This window comes from Streptomyces smyrnaeus (assembly GCF_017676345.1).
Taxonomy (GTDB): domain Bacteria; phylum Actinomycetota; class Actinomycetes; order Streptomycetales; family Streptomycetaceae; genus Streptomyces; species Streptomyces smyrnaeus.
This window is the reverse complement of record NZ_JAFFZM010000003.1, coordinates 81,619-98,559: the sequence shown is the minus strand read 5'-3', so window position 1 is coordinate 98,559 and position 16,941 is coordinate 81,619. Positions and strand designations below refer to the sequence as shown.

The following is a 16,941-nucleotide window of genomic DNA, read 5'->3' as shown; positions in this document are numbered from 1 at the left end:
CGCCCACTGTTCGAAGCGTAGGCACGAAGCGCCTTCCGCTGCCAGCAAGGAAGGCCGTACTTACCCCGTTGACCTGGGGTTCTCCCCGGAATCCCCGGGGTCGCGGTCGGCGGCCGCGGTACGCAGCGCCTCCGCCAGCTCGTCGCGGACCAGGCCCTCCCGGTCCAGCCGTCCGGTCCGATAGGCGGCACGGCCCACCATGTGCGCGGCCACCGGTGAGGTCAACAGCTGGAAGAGGCCGACGAGCAGCAGGGTGCACAGGTCGATGGGGCTGCGCAGCCAGAGCCCGGCACCGATCAGGACCAGCAGCAGGCCGAAGGACTGCGGTTTGGTCGCGGCGTGCATCCGGCTGAGGACGTCCGGCAACCGCAGCAGTCCGATCCCGGCCAGCAGGCACAGCAAGGCACCCGCCAGCATGCACAGGGCGCCCCCGGCGTCGGCCACCTCCCCCCAGCTCATCGCGGCTCCCGGAATGTGGGATTCATGGCTCCTCCGGTGGTGGTCCGGGCCGTTGCGGGCCGTCGTCGGGCGCGGAGTTCCCCCCGGCACCGCCCGCTTGCCCGCCGGCGCTCTCCTGATCGGTGCCCTGCTCGCCCCGGCTCTCCTCCCCGGTGCCCTCGCTCACGTCCACGTCCTCGGTCCCGGCCTCGTCGCGCAGCGCCATGAAGCGGGCGACGCCGACCGAGCCGGTGAAGCCGAGGAAGGACAGGACCAGGAGCACCGGCAGATAGAAGGCGTTGCCCCGGACCGCCGACTGGAGGGCGATACCGGCCATCACCACGGCGACCAGCACATCGAGGGCGACGGCCCGGTCCAGGGTCGAGGGTCCCCGCGCCATCCGCAGGGTGACCATCAGCCCGGCGGCCAGCAGCAGCGCCGCGATCACCGCCGCGACCGTCTCGTAGGCCCCCGAAGGGGCGGCCGCCGTCACCGCCACCGGCCGAACACCTCCTGGGCGGTCTCGGAGGCCCGGATGGCAGCGACGTCGGCGGCGGTGCCGAAGGCCTCCACGACCCGGGTCTCCAGGCGCAGTGCGTCCCGCCGGGCGCGCGCCAGATCCTCCTCCCGGTCGCCGCCGAGCACATGCAGGTAGAGGATTCCCGACCGGCGGTCGACCTCCAGGACGGTGCTTCCGGGTACGGCGGTGACGGCGACGGCCGTCGCGGTCAGCAGCAGGTCGCCGGGACAGCGCATCTGCACCGCGAGCACGGCGCAGCGCGGACGGCCGAGAGCGAGGATGGAACGGTTGATCCGCCAGCTGGAGACGACCATGTCCAGCGCGAACCGGGCGACGAACCGCAGGATGCCGAACGGGTGCGGGCGGGACTGCTTCTCGATGGGCGGCAGCGGGAAGACCAGCACCACCAGCAGCGCGACCAGCACCCCGGTCACGATGTTGGCCGGGGTGGGGGTGCCCCACAGCAGCAGCCACAGCAGGGTCAACCCGAGCACCATGGGCCACTGGGTGGCGCGCAGCCGACTGGCCTCGGGCAGCCGTTGAGGGGCCGTCATCCGCCGATCACCGCCTCGACGTAGGGGGTACGCGCGAGCAGTTCGCCGGCCGCGCGGTCGGTCAGTGCGAACAGCGGTCCCGCGAGCACGGTGAAGGCCAGTCCGAACAGTACGAGGGCCGTGGTGGCACCGGCCATGCTGACGGGGAGCGAGCTGGTGGTGGTGATCTCCTGGCCACCGAAGGTGGCCGTCACCCGCCGCGGCGCCAGCAGTCCGAGACCTCCGGCGGGCCAGTCGCCGACGCCGCCCGTCGGGGTGCCCCGGGCGGCCGCGTCCGGGACGCCGTCCGAAGCGTCCTCCTCCGTCGATTCCAGCACCGTCCCGGCCGCGCACATCTCGGGCGTGGCGGCGCGCCAGAATGCCAGATTCCACGCCTTGGCCAGCGCGTACAGGGTCAGGAGGCTGGTGACCGTGCTGCCCGCGACCAGGACGTAGGCGAGGACCCCGCCGTCGTCCACACCGGCCCGCATCAGCCCGAACTTGCCGAGGAAGCCGGAGAGCGGCGGAATGCCGGCGAGGTTCAGTGCGGGGACGAGGAACAGCACGGCCAGCAGCGGGGAGAGCCGCACCAGGCCGCCGAGGCTTTGCAGGTCGGTCGTTCCGCTGCGGCGTTCGACCAGCCCGGCGACGAGGAAGAGGGTGGTCTGCACGGTGATGTGGTGGGCGACGTAGAAGACGGCGCCGGAGATGCCGTCGGGGCTGGCCAGTCCGATCCCGAAGAACATGTATCCCATGTGGCTGACGAGGGTGAAGGACAGCAGCCGTTTCAGGTCCGTCTGTGCGACGGCGCCGAGGATGCCGACCAGCAGCGACAGCAGCGCCACGACCATCAGGACGGTGTCGATGCCGGTCCCGGGGAACAGCAGCGTCTGGGTGCGGAGCGCGGCATAGACACCGACCTTGGTCAGCAGTCCCGCGAAGACCGCGGTCACCGGCGCCGGGGCCGTGGGGTAGGAGTCGGGCAGCCAGGCGGCGAGCGGGAAGACGGCGGCCTTGATGGCGAAGACTCCGAGCAGGGCGACCTGGATGACCATGGCCACGCTGCTGGGCAAGGCGTCGAGCCGGGCGGGCAGTTGGGCCATGGTGACGGTGCCGGTGGCGGCGTACACCATGGCGACGGCGGCCAGGAACAGCATGGACGACAGCAGCGAGACGATCGCGTAGGTGGCACCCGCGCGGATGCGCGCCAGGGTGCCACCAATGGTCATCAGCACATAACTGGCCGTCAGCATCAGCTCGAAGCCGACGTAGAGGTTGAACAGGTCCCCGGCCAGGAAGGTGTCCGAGACCCCGGCGACCAGCACCAGGTAGGAGGGGTGGAAGACGGACAGCGGGGTGGTGTCGTCGTTGTCCGCCATGCCCTGGCCGACGGAGTAGACGAGTACGCACAGCGTCACGGACGAGGAGATCACCAGCATCAGCGCGGAGAGCCGGTCGGCGACCAGGACGATGCCCACCGGCGGGGCCCACCCTCCGGCGAACATCACCTGCGGTCCGTGCCGGTCGGCGGCGATCAGCAGCAGCAGCGAGACGATGAGCACGGCGAGCAGCACAGCGGCGCTGATGAACCGCTGCACGCGTTCGAGTCTCGCGCCGATGGCCAGTTTGAGCCCCGCGGCGCACAGGGGGAGGATCACCGGGAGGGGCACCAATGACGCGACCCCGCTCATCGCGGCCCCCTCTGCGCGCGGGGTTGCCGGGGACTGCGGGCGGGCGCGCTCATCGGTCCGCGCCCAGGATGGTCTGCCACGGGTCGTCCTCCCCTACGATCTCCTCCGCCGTCTCCTCGGCGCGCGCCTGCCGGGCCCGGAAGACCCGCGCGTCGGCGCGGGCGCGCCGGCGCAGTCCGCGGTACCGGTCGCGGGCCGTGCCCAGCCGCTCGTAGGCGCTGCGTTCACGGGCCTCGCGCTCTTCCTCGTCGTGCGCCAGGGCGCGGTACTCGTGGCGCCGTTTGCGGTAGGCGGCGCGCAGCCGCTCCCGTTCCTCGGCGTACGTGGCGCGGCGTACGACGCGGATGTCCTCGATGTCGTCGGGCACGTCGTCGTTGCCGGAGTGCTGCCAGGCGCGGTAGGCCATGGTCGCCAGGAACGCCGTCAGCGCGAGGGTGATGACGATGGCGGTGAGGATGAACGCCTGCGGCAGCGGATCGGCGATCGTCTCGCGCGCGGTGCCCGGGTACAGCAGCGCGGCGTTGCCCTGGGGCCCTGAGGTGGCGAGGACCAGCAGGTTGACGCCGTTGCCGATGAGCACGGCCCCCAGCAGGATGCGGGTCAGCGGGCGGGCCAGCAGCAGCGCCGTACCGCAGGAGAACAGCACTCCGCCGCAGCCCACCAGCGCGACCGTCCCCGTCATCGCGACCGCTCCTGCCCGGTGCCGGACGGGCTCCCCGCACCGGGCGCGTCGCCCGTGCCGGACGGGCCCGCACCGTGGCGCTCGCGCTCCAGGCGCCGGTCGATCTCCGAGCCGAGGCTGCGCAGTACGTCGAGAACGACGCCGAGCACGAGCAGATAGACGCCGGTGTCGAAGAGCACGGGGCTGGCCGCGTGGAACGGTCCGACGAGCCAGAAGTCGCCGGTCACCTTGCCGGAGGCCAGCACGGCGCCGCCCAGCCCGAGCCCGGCCAGACCGGTGCCGGTGATGATCAGCAGCCCCAGGCCGAGCAGGAACCCGGCGTCCACGGGTGCGGCAGCCGCCAGTTCCAGCCGTCCGCCCGCCAGATAGCGCACGGCCAGCGCGAGTCCGGCCACCAGGCCCGCGGTGAAGCCGCCGCCGGGCTGGTTCTCGGCGGAGAAGAGCAGATAGAGGGAGAGCACCAGGATCGGGTGGAAGACCAGTCGGGCCATCACCTCGAACATCACCGAACGGCCCTCGGGCGCCAGCGTGGCGCTGGCGGCCAGCCAGGTGCGGCGGGGCGCGACGGGCGAGCGGTGCGGAGGGCGGGTGCCGAGGCGCCCCGGCAGCTTCCAGGCGTCCCGGCGCCCGGTGGGCAGCCGGTGGGCCCCGGCCTCCGCGGCTTCGGGAGGGCGGTCGAGGGCGACGCTCGCCGAGCCGGCCGGCTGGGCACCGGGGGGTCTTCCGGGCCCCGCGACGGGCGCGGTCGGGGCGGGGCCGTCGACGGGGTGTTCGGCGCCGGGCACGGGATGGGCGACGGGCACCCGGGCACGGCGGCGTAGATAGACCAGGCTGGTGACGCCGACGGCGGCGACGGCCAGCACCGCCGACTCACCCATGGTGTCCCAGGCCCGCAGGTCCACCAGGGTGGTGGCCACCACGTTCCGGACGCCCTCGTGCTCCGTGGCCAAGAGCAGTTCCGGGCCGGAGGGCGCAGCGGTGCGGGCCGCGAGCGAGAGGTGGAGCAGCCCGGCCAGCAGGCCGCCGGCGGCGACGGAGACGACGAGCTGCACGCCCCGCCGGGTGCGCCACCTGCTGCTGCCGTCGGGAAAGCGCGCCGGCAGTCTACGCAGCACGAGTACGAAGACGATGAGCGAGACGGTCTCGACGGCGAACTGGGTCAGCGCCAGGTCGGGCGCGCCGTGCAGCACGTACAGGAGTGCGGCGCCGTAGCCGGTGATGCCCGCCAGGACGGCCGCCTTCAGCCGCTGGCGTGCCACCACGCACAGCACCCCGACCGCCGCGACCCCGGCCGCGACGGCCAGCTGCGGGAACGAGTCGTACCAGCGCACCGGCTCCAGATCCGGCCATGGCCCCCCGGCCACCAGTTGCGCGGTCTCGAAGCCCAGCAGGACGACGAGAGCGGTGCCCAGGTAGACGGGCAGCGAGCCGCGCTGCACGGCGCCGGTGACCTGGAGGGAGACGCGCTCGAGCGCCCACAGCGCCCGGGCGAACACCTGGTCGCCGTCGACGTGTGCGAGCCGGTCCCCCAGGGCGGCCAGCTGCCGTCCGGCGAGGAAGACGGCGGCGCCCAGCACCCAGGAGAGGGCCGAGAGTCCCAGCGCGGTGCCCCAGCCGTGCCACAGCGCCAGGTGGTAGCGGGCGCCTTCGACGGGGAAGAGATCGGCGTACCGGCCCAGCAGCGGGTCCAGCCATGCCACGCCGGGCCCCAGCACCAGCCCGGCCAGCGCGCACACCAGCGCGGGTCCCAGCAGCAGTGACCCGGCGCGGGCGTCCGGGGACACGGTCACCGGCTCCATCGGCGGGGTGCCGCACTCCTTGCGGGCGAAGGCCCCCCACAGGAAGCGCAGCGTGTACGCGGTGGTCAGCGCCGACCCGGCGACGACGGCACACAGCGCCCACGCCTCGGCGGTCCCCGCCCCCAGCAGCGCCGAGACGGCCGCCTCCTTGGCGGCGAACCCGAGCAGTGGTGGCAGCCCCGCCATCGACAGCCCGGCGCACACGGCGACGGCGCACAACACGGGCTGCGCCCGGCCGACACCGGAGAGCCGGTCGAGATCACGGGTGCCGGTGAGGTGGTCGATGATGCCGACGACGAGGAAGAGGGGTGCCTTGAACAGCGCGTGCGCCAGGATCACATCGGCCCCGGCCAGCGCCGCGTCCCGGGTGCCGTCGCCGACCAGCACGGTGAGGAGGCCGAGCTGGCTGACGGTGCCGTAGGCCAGCAGCAGCTTCAGATCCTTCTCGCGCAGCGCCCGCCAGCCGCCCAGCAGCATGGTGATGCTGCCCAGCACCAGCACCAGCGGCCGCCAGGGCGGCAGGTCGGCGAAGGCGGGCGCGAGCCGCGCGATCAGATAGACCCCGGCCTTGACCATGGCGGCGGCGTGCAGATAGGCGGAGACGGGCGTGGCGGCGGCCATCGCCCCGGGCAGCCAGAAGCTGAACGGCCACACGGCGGACTTGGACAGCGCCCCCACCAGCACCAGTACGAGGGCGGCCGAGACCAGTGCGGAGCCGCCGGGCGGGTCGGCGAGCAGCCGTGAGATCCGGTAGGTGCCGGCCGCCTGCCCCAGCATCAGGAAGCCGACGAGCATCACCAGCCCGCCGAGCGTGGTGACCAGCAGCGCCTGCAGCGCGGCCCGGCGGTTGGTGCGGTGTTCGGAGCTGTGCCCGATGAGCAGGAAGGAGAAGACCGTGGTGAGTTCCCACAGCACGTACAGCACGATCAGGTCGTCGGCCAGCACCAGGCCGAGCATCGCCCCGGCGAAGGCGGTCAGCGATCCGGCGAAGGCACCGAGCCGTGGCGCGTCGCGGTCGAAGTAGGCCGCGCAGTAGACCATCACCAGGGCCCCGACGCCCCCGGCGATCAGCACCATCACCAGTGCGAGCGCGTCGCAGCGCAGGTCGATACCGACGCCGAGCGCGGGGATCCAGTCGGTGTGCTCCTCCAGTGCACCGCCGTCCACGACCTGGCTGTAGTGGGCCGTGGCCCAGCCGGCCGCACCGGCGGGTGCCAGCGCGAGCGGCAGGAAGGCGCGCGGGCCGAGCCACCGCACCAGTGGCCCGGCACAGCAGGCGGCCGCGAAGTGGACGACGATCAACCACAGCACGCACCGAGAATTGCACACATAAGGGCGCAATTCGGACAGGCGGCTCGCCCCCTGCCACCGCAGGGGGCGAGCGGATCAGGGTCTAGGAGGCGGGCCCGTCGACCGCCTTGCGCCGCGGCTCCGGTCCCTTCGCCACCGACTCCGCCCCCGCGGGGCCGTCACCGCCGCCGTCACCGGCAGGCTTCCCGCCGGAGGACTTCCCGCCGGAGGGCTTCCCGCGGCCGGGCCCGTCCTCGGAGGACTCCTTCGCCGAGGAGTCCTCGGGCGCGGCGTCGGCATCCGCGGAGTCCGGACCGTCGGCGTTTGTCCCCGGCTCCGGCTCCGCCTCCGGCTCGACGATCTCCTCGCGGCCCGGCCGCTTCTTCGCGGAGACGACGATGTAGACGACCGCGAGCAGGAAGACGACGATCGCCGTCCAGTTGTTCAGCCGCATGCCGAGCACATGGTGCGCGTCGTCCACCCGCATGTACTCGATCCAGAAGCGGCCCACCGTGTACCCGGCCACATAGAGCGCGAACGCCCGGCCGTGCCCCAGCCGGAACCGGCGGTCCGCCCAGATCACCAGCAGCGCCACACCGACGCACCACAGCGACTCGTACAGGAAGGTCGGGTGGTAAGTGGCCAGATCGGGGGTGTCGACCGGCCGGTGCTCCGGGTCGATCTTGAGGGCCCACGGCAGATCGGTCGGCCGCCCGTACAGCTCCTGGTTGAACCAGTTGCCCCAGCGGCCCAGCGCCTGCGCCAGCACGATGCCCGGCGCGACCGCGTCCGCGTAGGCGGGCAGTGCGATGCCCCGGCGGCGGCAGCCGATCCAGGCACCGAGCGCGCCCAGCGCGATGGCGCCCCAGATCCCCAGCCCGCCGTCCCAGATCCGGACGGCGTCGACGGGGTTGCGGCCCTCACCGAAGTAGAGCTGGTAGTCGGTGATGACGTGGTACAGCCTGCCGCCGACGAGACCGAACGGCACGGCCCATACGGCGATGTCGGCGACGGTGCCCGCCTGCCCGCCCCGAGCGACCCACCGGCGCCCGCCGAGCCAGACCGCGACGAAGACGCCGAGGATGATGCAGAGCGCGTAGCCGCGCAGCGGGAGCGGCCCGAGGTGAATCTCACCGGCCGAGGGACTGGGGATAAAGGCAAGGGTCTCCATGGCGAACCCGACGCTACCGTGCCCGGCGGCGCACCGGACAATCAGCCCGCACAACGGCTGGATAACGCCTCGCCGCCCGGGCGGGACGGGACGGCGCGGGGCAGGGCCGGGCGTCCGGGCGGCTAGCTCTTCTTGTCGGCCTTGCGCTCGACCAGCTTCCGCAGCTTGTCGGGGGTCAGCGGGTCCGACTGGTCGCTGAAGACGTCCTCGCCGTTGAGCAGGACGGTCGGCGTCCCCTGGTACCCGGAGGCACGGAAAGCCTCGTCCGAGCGCTTCACCGAGGCGTCGTGCCGGCCGCTGGTCACACACTTCTCGAACCCGGCGTCGACCAACCCGTCCACCTTCCGGGCCAGTTCGATCAGCCGCCGGGTCTCGGCGAACGCGTCGTCCTCCTCGGCGGGCTGGTTCTGGAAGAGCACGTCGTGGTACGGGGCGAACTTCCCCTTGTCCCTGGCGCACAGCGCGGCGTTGGCCGCCTCTTTGGAGCCCCGGCCGCCCATGTTCCCGTCGATGAGCGTCACCAGGTGGTACTCGGCCTTGAGCTTGCCCGCCCGCTCCAGGCTCTTGACCGTGCTGCGGAAGGCGTTCTCGAACTGCCCGCACGCCGGGCAGCGGAAGTCCTCGTAGACCGTGAGCTTCGCCGGGGCGCTCTGCCGCCCCACCGTGACCGGCTTCGCCGACTGGGCGCTCTGGTCACCGCCGCTCCGGCTGGCGACCGTGGCGCCGATACCGGCCGCGACGGCCAGCACCGCGACGACCACCCCACCCACCTTGAGCGAACGCCACCGGCGCTCGGCTGCCTTGTCCCGCTCCCGCTGGTCCCGCAGGCGCTCGCGGGCCGAGCGCCTGCCGTCCTCTTTGTCGTTCTGGCTCATCACGCCCGACCCAACGAGAGGGGCGGGGCGGCGACGGACACACAGCACCCTTTTTCACCCGAAAGGGAGGGCTTCGGTGTCACCCGAAAGGGAAGGGCCCCGGCGAGAGATCGCCGGGGCCCTGACAACCGTGCCGGGTCCGCCGGTCCGCTAGCGGCGGACGCCCTCGGCGAGTGCCGCCGCGAGCTCGCGCACCTCGTCGAGGCCCGCCTCCAGGGTGTCGGCGTCCAGCAGGCGCTTGACGAACGCCGAGCCGACGATCACCCCGTCCGCGAAGGCGGCCACCTCGGCGGCCTGCCCGGGATCGGACACCCCGAGCCCGACGCACACCGGCAAAGAGGTGGTGGCCCGCACCCTGGCGACCAGCCCCCGGGCCTCGTTGCCCACCGACTCCCGCGTCCCGGTGACCCCCATCAGCGAGGCGGCGTACACGAAGCCGCTGCCCGCCGCGGTGATCCGGGCCAGCCGTGCGTCCTGGCTACTGGGCGCGACGACGAAGACGGTGCCGAGCCCGGCCCGCTCGGCGGCCTTCCGCCAGCCCTCCGACTCCTCGACCGGCAGATCGGGCAGGATGCACCCGGCGCCGCCGGCGGCCGCCAGCTCCTCGGCGAAGCGCTCGGCGCCGTACCGGTCCACGGGGTTCCAGTACGTCATCACCAGCACCGGCTTCCCGGTGGCGGCGTGTGCCTCGCGGACCGTGCGCACCACGTCCGCGATCCGCACCCCGCCCTCCAGTGCGATGGTGTCCGCCGTCTGGATCACCGGCCCGTCCATCACCGGGTCGCTGTGCGGCAGCCCGACCTCGACCACGTCGCAGCCGCTCTCCAGCAGCGCGGTGCAGGCGGCGATGCCGCCCTCGACGGTGGGGAAGCCCGCGGGGAGGTAGCCGACGAGCGCGGCCCGGTTCTCGGCCTTGGCCCGCGCCAGGGTCTCGTCCAGCAGTGTGACGTTGCCACCCGTGCCGCTCATGCGTTCTCCCCCTCGGCCGTGCCGCTTGCGTCGTTGTCGTCACCGAGCAGGCCGAAGTACCGCGCGGCGGTGTCCATGTCCTTGTCACCACGGCCCGAGAGGTTCACCAGCACGATGCCGTCGCTGCCCAGCTCCTTGCCCAGCTCCAGGGCGCCCGCCAGCGCGTGTGCGCTCTCGATGGCCGGAATGATGCCCTCGGTCCGGGAGAGCAGCCGCAGCGCCCGCATCGCCTCGTCGTCGGTGACCGGCCGGTACTCTCCGCGTCCGCTGTCCTTGAGGAAGGCGTGCTCGGGGCCGATGCCCGGGTAGTCGAGCCCGGCGGAGATCGAGTACGGCTCGGTGATCTGGCCCTCGTCGTCCTGCAGGACGTAGGAGCGCGAACCGTGCAGGATGCCCGGCTCGCCCGCGGTCAGCGTGGCCGCGTGCTCGCCGGAGTCCACACCGTGGCCCGCCGCCTCGAAGCCGACCAGCCGCACGCCGGTGTCCGGCAGGAAGGCGTGGAAGAGCCCGATCGCGTTGGAGCCGCCGCCCACACAGGCGGCGACCGCGTCCGGCAGCCGACCGGTCCGCTCCAGGATCTGCCGCCGCGCCTCGACGCCGATGACGCGGTGGAAGTCGCGGACGAGCTGCGGGAAGGGGTGCGGCCCGGCGACGGTGCCGAACAGGTAATGGGTCCGCTCGACGTTGGCGACCCAGTCGCGGAAGGCCTCGTTGATGGCGTCCTTGAGGGTGCGGCTGCCCGAGGTGACGGGGACGACCTCGGCGCCGAGCATCCGCATCCGGGCGACGTTCAGCGCCTGCCGCTCGGTGTCGATCTCGCCCATGTAGATGGTGCATTCGAGCCCGAAGAGGGCGCACGCGGTGGCGGTCGCCACGCCGTGCTGCCCCGCGCCGGTCTCGGCGATGACGCGCGGCTTGCCCATGCGCTTGGTCAGCAGCGCCTGACCCAGCACATTGTTGATCTTGTGCGAGCCGGTGTGGTTGAGGTCCTCGCGCTTGAGGAAGACGCGGGCACCCCCCGCGTGCTCGGCGAACCGCCGCACCTCGGTGAGGGCGCTGGGACGGCCGGTGTAGTTGACGAGCAGCTCGTCGAGCTCGGCGGCGAAGGCCGGGTCCGCCTTGGCCTTCTGGTACTCGGTGGCCACCTCGTCCACGGCGGCGACCAGCGCCTCCGGGATGAACTTGCCGCCGAAAGCGCCGAAGTAACCGGCGACGCTTGGACTTTGACCCTCCGGGTCAGGAATGAAGTAGTCGGATGACATACCGACGGTGCTCCTTGCGAGTGGGCTGACGTGATGGCTGCGCCCCCACCCCTCCGCGGGGGGAAGGAAGGGGGAGGATCAGCGCCATCGACGGCCGCGGATCACGCCCGGCTCGCACCCGATGTGGTAGCGGACGGACCGCCCCCGCACGCGCCGCGCGGGCGCCCGGCACCCGCGCGGGCGGCACCCGCGCGCCAGCGCGAGGGAGCACAGGGAGACGACGGCGGCCATGGGAGCTCAGCCCCTCCCGTGGCGGAGCGCCGGGTGGGCGCCCGCGGCGACGAGGTCGGAGACGGCGGTCCGCGGGTCCTTCCCGGTCACCAGGGACTCCCCCACCAGCACCGCGTCGGCACCCTCGTTCGCGTACGCGATCAGGTCGTGCGGGCCGCGGACACCGGACTCGGCGATCTTGACGAGGTGGTCGGGGATCTCCGGAGCGATCCGGGTGAAGTTGCCCCGGTCCACCTCCAGCGTCTTGAGGTTCCGCGCGTTGACGCCGACGATCTTCGCGCCGGCCTCCAGCGCCCGCTCGGCCTCCTCCTCGTCGTGCACCTCGACCAGCGGGGTGAGCCCGATGGACTCGGCCCGCTCGATCAGGGAGACGAGCGCCTCCTGCTCCAGCGCTGCGACGATCAGCAGCACGAGGTCGGCGCCGTGCGCACGGGCCTCCCACAGCTGGTAGGAGGAGAAGATGAAGTCCTTGCGCAGCACGGGGATGTCGACGCGGGCACGCACGGCCTCCAGGTCGGCCAGCGAACCGCCGAAGCGGCGGCGCTCGGTGAGTACGGAGATGACGGCGGCGCCGCCGGCCTCGTAGTCGGCGGCGAGCCCGGCCGGGTCGGCGATGGCCGCCAGCGCGCCCTTGGACGGGCTGGAGCGCTTGACCTCGCAGATCACCCGCACGCCGGCCGTGCTGTCGCCCTTGAGCGCCGCGAGTCCGTCCTTGGCGCGGGGTGCCCGGGCCGCACGCTCCTTGAGCTCCTCGAGGCTGACGCGCGCCTGCCGCTCGGCGAGGTCCTCACGCACGCCTTCGATGATCTCGTCGAGCACACTCACCGAGCGGCCTCCTTGTGGCTGGGTTCGGGCTGGGATCCGGGCTGATTGTCAGCTGGCGGGGTGTTGGCCGGGTGCGGCCCCTCGTCGGCGGAGCGGGGGATGGTCGGGTGGGCCACTGTGATGGTATCCGCCACGGCACGGAGGTCCCGCATCCGGTTACGCACGGTCCCATATAGCGGACAAATCACCGCCTCGTCGGTCGTCCGGGCGGGGCCGCTCAGGGAATCAGCGCGGTGCCGAGGGGCGTATTCCGGACAACCGTGAAGGCCACCAGCGCCCCGCCCGCAGCCCACCAGTGCCAGGCCCGCAGACGTACCGGGAAGGAGTACGCACGGGCCCGCACCGCGCGGCCGGTCCAGTGCAGCCAGCCCACCGCGAGACCGACCAGGAGCAGGACCGCGAGCGCGTTCGCGCTCAGCGCGGCGCCCAGGTCGCCATGGGCGACGGCGTGCGCGCTGCGCAGCCCACCGCACCCCGGGCAGTACAGGCCGGTGACGGTCAAAAAGGGGCAGGCCGGGTAGTGGCCGGGCTCGTTGGGATCGACGGCGGCCACATAGGCGAAGGCCGCGCCCACCGCGGCGAGGCTGCCGAGGGGCGCGGCCAGGCGCGACACCGCGCCGAAGAGGCGGTGCCGCACTGTCGCGGCGTACTGCCGGTCGCTCAGGAGTGCGCCTTGCTGTGCGTCTGCGGGTGCGCCTGTTGATGCGCCAGCTTGTGGGCCCGTGCCTGCTCGGCCGTCAGACCCGCGGACTTCGACTGTCCGAGCCCCGCCGCCCGCATGATGCCGCCGATCACAGCGCCCGCTCCGATGACGACCAGCCCTGCGATCACGCCGATGGGCTGCGCCATGACCGTGAAGGCCGAGGCGACGCAGAAACCGACGAAGGCGATGATCGAGCCGGTCCAGGCGGCCGGGGTGTGTCCGTGGCTGTGCGCCATGAATGCTCCTTGAGTCACAACATGAGGTGGGGCCACCCGGCCCGTACGCGGCCCATTGTCTCCCGTCCGCGCCCGCGCGCTACCACGGGGTCGCCCTACCGGGCCGTGTCCACCGCGCTTCCCTCTGCCGCCACACCCATTTCCTTCCGCCGCACCCCTTCCCACCGGTCCGGCACCGCCGACCCGCGCCGTCGGGCCCCTCGCCGCTGCGGCGGAAAACGGGTGCGGCGGGAAGTGGGTGCGCCGCGCAAGGGGTCAGGCGGTGCCGTGGGTGGGGTCCTCGCCCCGGTCCAGGGCCTTCCACAGGTCCTCGGGCCGGTCGGGGTCGACGCGCTGCGGACGGGCGGCACGCTGCCGCAGCGGGGTGCGCTCGTAGCGGGCGCTGCCGGACATCGACGGCCAGCCGCTGCCGTAGCGCAGCGCCAGCAGCCCCGCGACGAGGAGCAGCGCACCGCCCGCGGCCGACACGTACGGCCAGGCGGTGACGTCGACGGCGCCGATACCGCTGTGCGCCAGGCCGCTGGTCTTGGCTGCCTCGGCACTCAGCGCCCCGGTGTCGTCCGCGCCCAGCAGCGCGGAGGCCAGGACGACGGCGCCGCACAGGCTCAGCAGGCCGGCGACCATACGGCGGCCCGCGCGGCGCACGGCGAAGACGGCGACGAGCGCGGCGAGGCCGACCAGTGCCAGTGCGCTGGGCAGGCCGGTCACATCGCTGCCCTCGGCGCTGACGGGTACCTCGCCCTGCGCGAACTCGGCCGTGGACTCGCTCCATGTCTGCCCTGCGGAGACCAGCGCGAGGGCCGCGCCCACCGCGCCGCACAGCAGGGCGACCGCCAGTGCGGTGCGCGCGGCGCGTGAGCGTGCGGGGCCCTCACGCGCGGCGTCGGGGACCGCATCCGCTTCGTCGGAGTGCGAGGTGGGGTGCGGTATCCCCTCGGCACCGTTCTCGGCACCGTTCGCGTCCGGAGCGGGGGCTGAAGAAGTCACCCCTCCACGCTACCTGCGAGCCGCGCGGCGGTCCGGACCGCCCTCAGCACCGCCGCGGCCTTGTTGGCGCACTCGGTGTCCTCGGCCGCGGGGTCGGAGTCGGCGACGACACCGGCGCCCGCCTGGACGTACGCCGTCCCGTCGCGCAGCAGCGCGGTGCGGATCGCGATGGCGGTGTCGGAGTCGCCCGCGAAGTCGAGATATCCGACACACCCGCCGTAGACCCCGCGCTTGGTGGGCTCCAACTCCTCGATGATCTGCAGCGCGCGCGGCTTGGGCGCTCCGGAGAGGGTGCCGGCCGGGAAGCAGGCGGTGAGCGCGTCGAACGCAGTACGCCCCTGGTCCAGTTGGCCGGTGACGGTCGAGACGATGTGCATCACATGGCTGTAGCGCTCGACGGACATGAAGTCGACCACCTCGACGCTGCCCGGCTCGCAGACCCGGCCCAGGTCGTTGCGGCCCAGGTCGACCAGCATCAGGTGCTCGGCCCGCTCCTTCGGGTCGGCCAGCAGCTCCTCGGCCAGCGCGGTGTCCTCGCCCGGGGTGGCGCCCCGCGGCCGGGTACCGGCGATGGGGTGCATCATCGCGCGGCCGTCCTCGACCTTGACCAGCGCCTCCGGGCTGGAGCCGACGATGTCGAAACCGTCGAAGCGCAGCAGATACATGTACGGGCTCGGGTTGGTGGCCCGCAGCACCCGGTAGACGTCCAGCGCGCTCGCCTCGCAGCGGGCCTCGAACCGCTGCGAGGGCACCACCTGGAACGCCTCCCCGCCGCGGATGCGCTCCTTGATGTCCTCCACCCAGCCCTGGTACGTCCCCCCGCCCGATCTGGCCTCGAAGGCGGGCAGTTCGGAGGGCGGCAGCGCCACCGGGTCGACGGGCGCGGGGCGGGCCAGGTCGGCGGCCATCGCGTCCAGCCGCCGTACGGCGTCCGCGTGCGCCTCGTCCACGCCGGTGTCCAGGTCGTTGTGGTTGATCGCGTTGGCGATGAGCAGCACCGTGCCGTCGCGGTGGTCGAGGACGGCCAGATCGGAGGTGAGCAGCATCGTCAGCTCGGGCAGCGCGAGGTCGTCCACGGTGTCCGGATGGTGGCCGACCTTCTCCAGCCGCTGGACGATGTCGTACCCCAGGTAGCCGACCATGCCGCCGGTGAACGGCGGAAGATCGCCGCCCTGGTGCAGGTCCCGCGGGGTATGCAGGACCTCGACGGTGGCACGGAGCGCGGCGAGCGGGTCGCCGTCGGTGGGCACCCCCACCGGTGGGGTGCCCCGCCAGTGCGCCTGGCCGTCGCTGCCCACGGTGAGCGCGGCGTCGCTGCGCACCCCGATGAAGGAGTACCGCGACCAGGTCCGCCCGTTCTCCGCCGACTCCAACAGGAAGGTGCCGGGGCGTTCCGCGGCGAGCTTGCGGTACAGGGCGATGGGGGTGTCGCCGTCCGCCAGCAGGCGGCGGGTCACCGGGATGACCCGCCGGTCCTTGGCGAGCGTCCGGAAGGTTGCGAGGTCAGGCGCCGTCATGGCCCCTCACCCTACTGGTCGGCGGGCAGCAGTACGTCCGCGTCGAAGCAGGTCCGCCTGCCGGTGTGACAGGCGGCGCCGACCTGGTCGACCTTGACCAGCACGGTGTCCGCGTCGCAGTCGAGCGCCACGGACCTGACCCACTGCACATGCCCCGAGGTGTCCCCCTTCACCCAGTACTCGCCCCGGCTCCGGCTCCAGTAGGTGGCCCGCCCCGAGGTGAGCGTGCGGCGCAGCGCCTCGTCGTCCATCCACCCCAGCATCAGCACCTCGCCGGTGTCGTACTGCTGGGCGATGGCGGGCACCAGCCCGTCGGCGTTGCGCTTGAGCCGGGCGGCGACGGCAGGGTCGAGAGGGATCTGTTGGGACATGGCTTCATTGTCCCGCACCCCGATGCCTGCGCGTCGCCGCGGTAGCGGCCGACACACCACGCGGGGCAGCGGCCGACACGCCCCGTACCTGCCCGGGCGCCCACAGCCGCCCCACACGGCCGACCGCGCCGTACGCTTGCACGCATGTCGACCCATGCCAAGCGTGAACGCCTGTTGCTCGCCGACCTCTTGGAGACGCACGGCCCCGAGGCCCCCACCCTGTGCGAGGGGTGGACGGCCCGGGACCTGGCCGCGCACGTCGTCGTGCGGGAGCGCCGCAGCGACGCGGCGGGCGGCCTGCTGATCAAGCAGCTCGCACCCCGGCTGGAGCGGGTGCAGGGCGAATTCGCCGCCAAGCCGTACGACGAACTCGTCCAGCTCATCCGTACCGGGCCGCCCCGCCTGTCGCCCTTCGCACTCAAGCAGGTGGACGAGGCCGCCAACACGGTCGAGTTCTTCATCCACACCGAGGACGTGCGCCGCGCCCAGCCGGACTGGTCGCCCCGGGAGCTCGACCCCGTCTTCGAGGACGCGCTGTGGCGCCGGCTGGAGACGGCGGCCCGGATGTACGGCCGCAAGGCGCCGGTCGGGCTGGTGCTGCGGCGGCCCGACGGTCAGACGGCCGTCGCCAAGCGCGGTACGCCCGTGGTCACCGCCGTCGGCGCCCCCTCGGAGCTCCTGTTGTTCGTCTCCGGTCGACAGGAGCACGCCGATGTGGAGCTGGACGGTGACAAGGACGCCGTCGCCCGCCTCCACCAGGCCGGTCTCGGTCTGTAGGGCCGGGCCGGTGGCCGCCGGCGGGAGTGCGCCCCCGAAACGGCGCCCCTGAGCCCACCCCCAG

At 73.0% G+C, this 16,941-nt stretch carries 18 protein-coding genes; 1 reads left to right on the top strand and 17 read right to left on the bottom strand.

The genetic code is table 11. The annotated features are described in order from the left end of the window. Positions 1-60: 60 nt before the first annotated feature. The 17 genes from mnhG to hisI form a co-directional block, all read right to left on the bottom strand. On the bottom strand, positions 61-459 hold the full coding sequence (mnhG, locus tag JW613_RS06575; RefSeq protein WP_209209749.1) for a monovalent cation/H(+) antiporter subunit G: 399 nt from the start codon (positions 457-459) through the stop codon (positions 61-63). A gap of 22 nt (positions 460-481) precedes the next feature. Continuing rightward, positions 482-937, bottom strand: a complete 456-nt coding sequence (locus JW613_RS06570) for an MrpF/PhaF family protein (protein ID WP_307865816.1) — start codon at positions 935-937, stop codon at positions 482-484. After that, entirely contained in the window at positions 928-1,512 is a 585-nt protein-coding gene (locus JW613_RS06565) for a Na+/H+ antiporter subunit E (RefSeq protein ID WP_209209748.1), read from the bottom strand. Before JW613_RS06565 ends, JW613_RS06570 begins: the two co-directional genes overlap by 10 nt. After that, entirely contained in the window at positions 1,509-3,182 is a 1,674-nt protein-coding gene (locus JW613_RS06560; RefSeq protein ID WP_209209747.1) for a Na+/H+ antiporter subunit D, read from the bottom strand. Before JW613_RS06560 ends, JW613_RS06565 begins: the two co-directional genes overlap by 4 nt. Before the next feature lie 49 nt (positions 3,183-3,231). Continuing rightward, positions 3,232-3,864, bottom strand: a complete 633-nt coding sequence (locus JW613_RS06555; protein WP_099879777.1) for a Na(+)/H(+) antiporter subunit C — start codon at positions 3,862-3,864, stop codon at positions 3,232-3,234. Further along, positions 3,861-6,974, bottom strand: a complete 3,114-nt coding sequence (locus JW613_RS06550) for a Na+/H+ antiporter subunit A (RefSeq protein ID WP_307865815.1) — start codon at positions 6,972-6,974, stop codon at positions 3,861-3,863. Before JW613_RS06550 ends, JW613_RS06555 begins: the two co-directional genes overlap by 4 nt. An 82-nt stretch (positions 6,975-7,056) precedes the next feature. Then, on the bottom strand, positions 7,057-8,124 hold the full coding sequence (lgt, locus tag JW613_RS06545; RefSeq protein WP_209209746.1) for a prolipoprotein diacylglyceryl transferase: 1,068 nt from the start codon (positions 8,122-8,124) through the stop codon (positions 7,057-7,059). A gap of 122 nt (positions 8,125-8,246) precedes the next feature. After that, positions 8,247-8,999 (bottom strand): DsbA family protein, encoded by a 753-nt coding sequence (locus tag JW613_RS06540; RefSeq protein ID WP_209209745.1) that lies wholly within the window; start codon positions 8,997-8,999, stop codon positions 8,247-8,249. Positions 9,000-9,149: 150 nt separating this feature from the next. After that, positions 9,150-9,968 carry a tryptophan synthase subunit alpha gene (gene trpA / locus JW613_RS06535; protein WP_099879784.1) on the bottom strand — a complete coding sequence of 273 codons (819 nt, stop codon included), beginning with the start codon at positions 9,966-9,968 and terminating at the stop codon, positions 9,150-9,152. Beyond that, entirely contained in the window at positions 9,965-11,230 is a 1,266-nt protein-coding gene (gene trpB / locus JW613_RS06530; protein ID WP_209209744.1) for a tryptophan synthase subunit beta, read from the bottom strand. Before trpB ends, trpA begins: the two co-directional genes overlap by 4 nt. A gap of 78 nt (positions 11,231-11,308) precedes the next feature. Then, complete coding sequence (gene trpM / locus JW613_RS36735) at positions 11,309-11,461, bottom strand: tryptophan biosynthesis modulator TrpM (RefSeq protein ID WP_368860579.1); 153 nt, start codon at positions 11,459-11,461, stop codon at positions 11,309-11,311. 6 nt (positions 11,462-11,467) lie between these two features. Further along, positions 11,468-12,286, bottom strand: a complete 819-nt coding sequence (gene trpC / locus JW613_RS06525) for an indole-3-glycerol phosphate synthase TrpC (RefSeq protein ID WP_099879789.1) — start codon at positions 12,284-12,286, stop codon at positions 11,468-11,470. Between the two features lie 217 nt (positions 12,287-12,503). Continuing rightward, positions 12,504-12,923: a DUF2752 domain-containing protein gene (locus tag JW613_RS06520; protein ID WP_307865814.1), complete on the bottom strand. Its 420-nt coding sequence runs from the start codon at positions 12,921-12,923 to the stop codon at positions 12,504-12,506. A 23-nt stretch (positions 12,924-12,946) separates the two neighbouring features. Then, complete coding sequence (locus JW613_RS06515) at positions 12,947-13,225, bottom strand: HGxxPAAW family protein (RefSeq protein ID WP_099879793.1); 279 nt, start codon at positions 13,223-13,225, stop codon at positions 12,947-12,949. A 255-nt stretch (positions 13,226-13,480) separates the two neighbouring features. Then, positions 13,481-14,155: a TIGR02234 family membrane protein gene (locus JW613_RS06510; protein WP_372447922.1), complete on the bottom strand. Its 675-nt coding sequence runs from the start codon at positions 14,153-14,155 to the stop codon at positions 13,481-13,483. A gap of 53 nt (positions 14,156-14,208) precedes the next feature. Next, positions 14,209-15,729 (bottom strand): anthranilate synthase component I, encoded by a 1,521-nt coding sequence (locus tag JW613_RS06505; RefSeq protein WP_209209742.1) that lies wholly within the window; start codon positions 15,727-15,729, stop codon positions 14,209-14,211. Positions 15,730-15,740: 11 nt separating this feature from the next. Beyond that, positions 15,741-16,100 (bottom strand): phosphoribosyl-AMP cyclohydrolase, encoded by a 360-nt coding sequence (gene hisI / locus JW613_RS06500; RefSeq protein ID WP_099879797.1) that lies wholly within the window; start codon positions 16,098-16,100, stop codon positions 15,741-15,743. A 144-nt stretch (positions 16,101-16,244) separates the two neighbouring features. Between hisI and JW613_RS06495 the strand changes: the two genes are divergently transcribed. Beyond that, complete coding sequence (locus JW613_RS06495) at positions 16,245-16,877, top strand: TIGR03085 family metal-binding protein (protein WP_209209741.1); 633 nt, start codon at positions 16,245-16,247, stop codon at positions 16,875-16,877. Positions 16,878-16,941 lie beyond the last annotated feature (64 nt).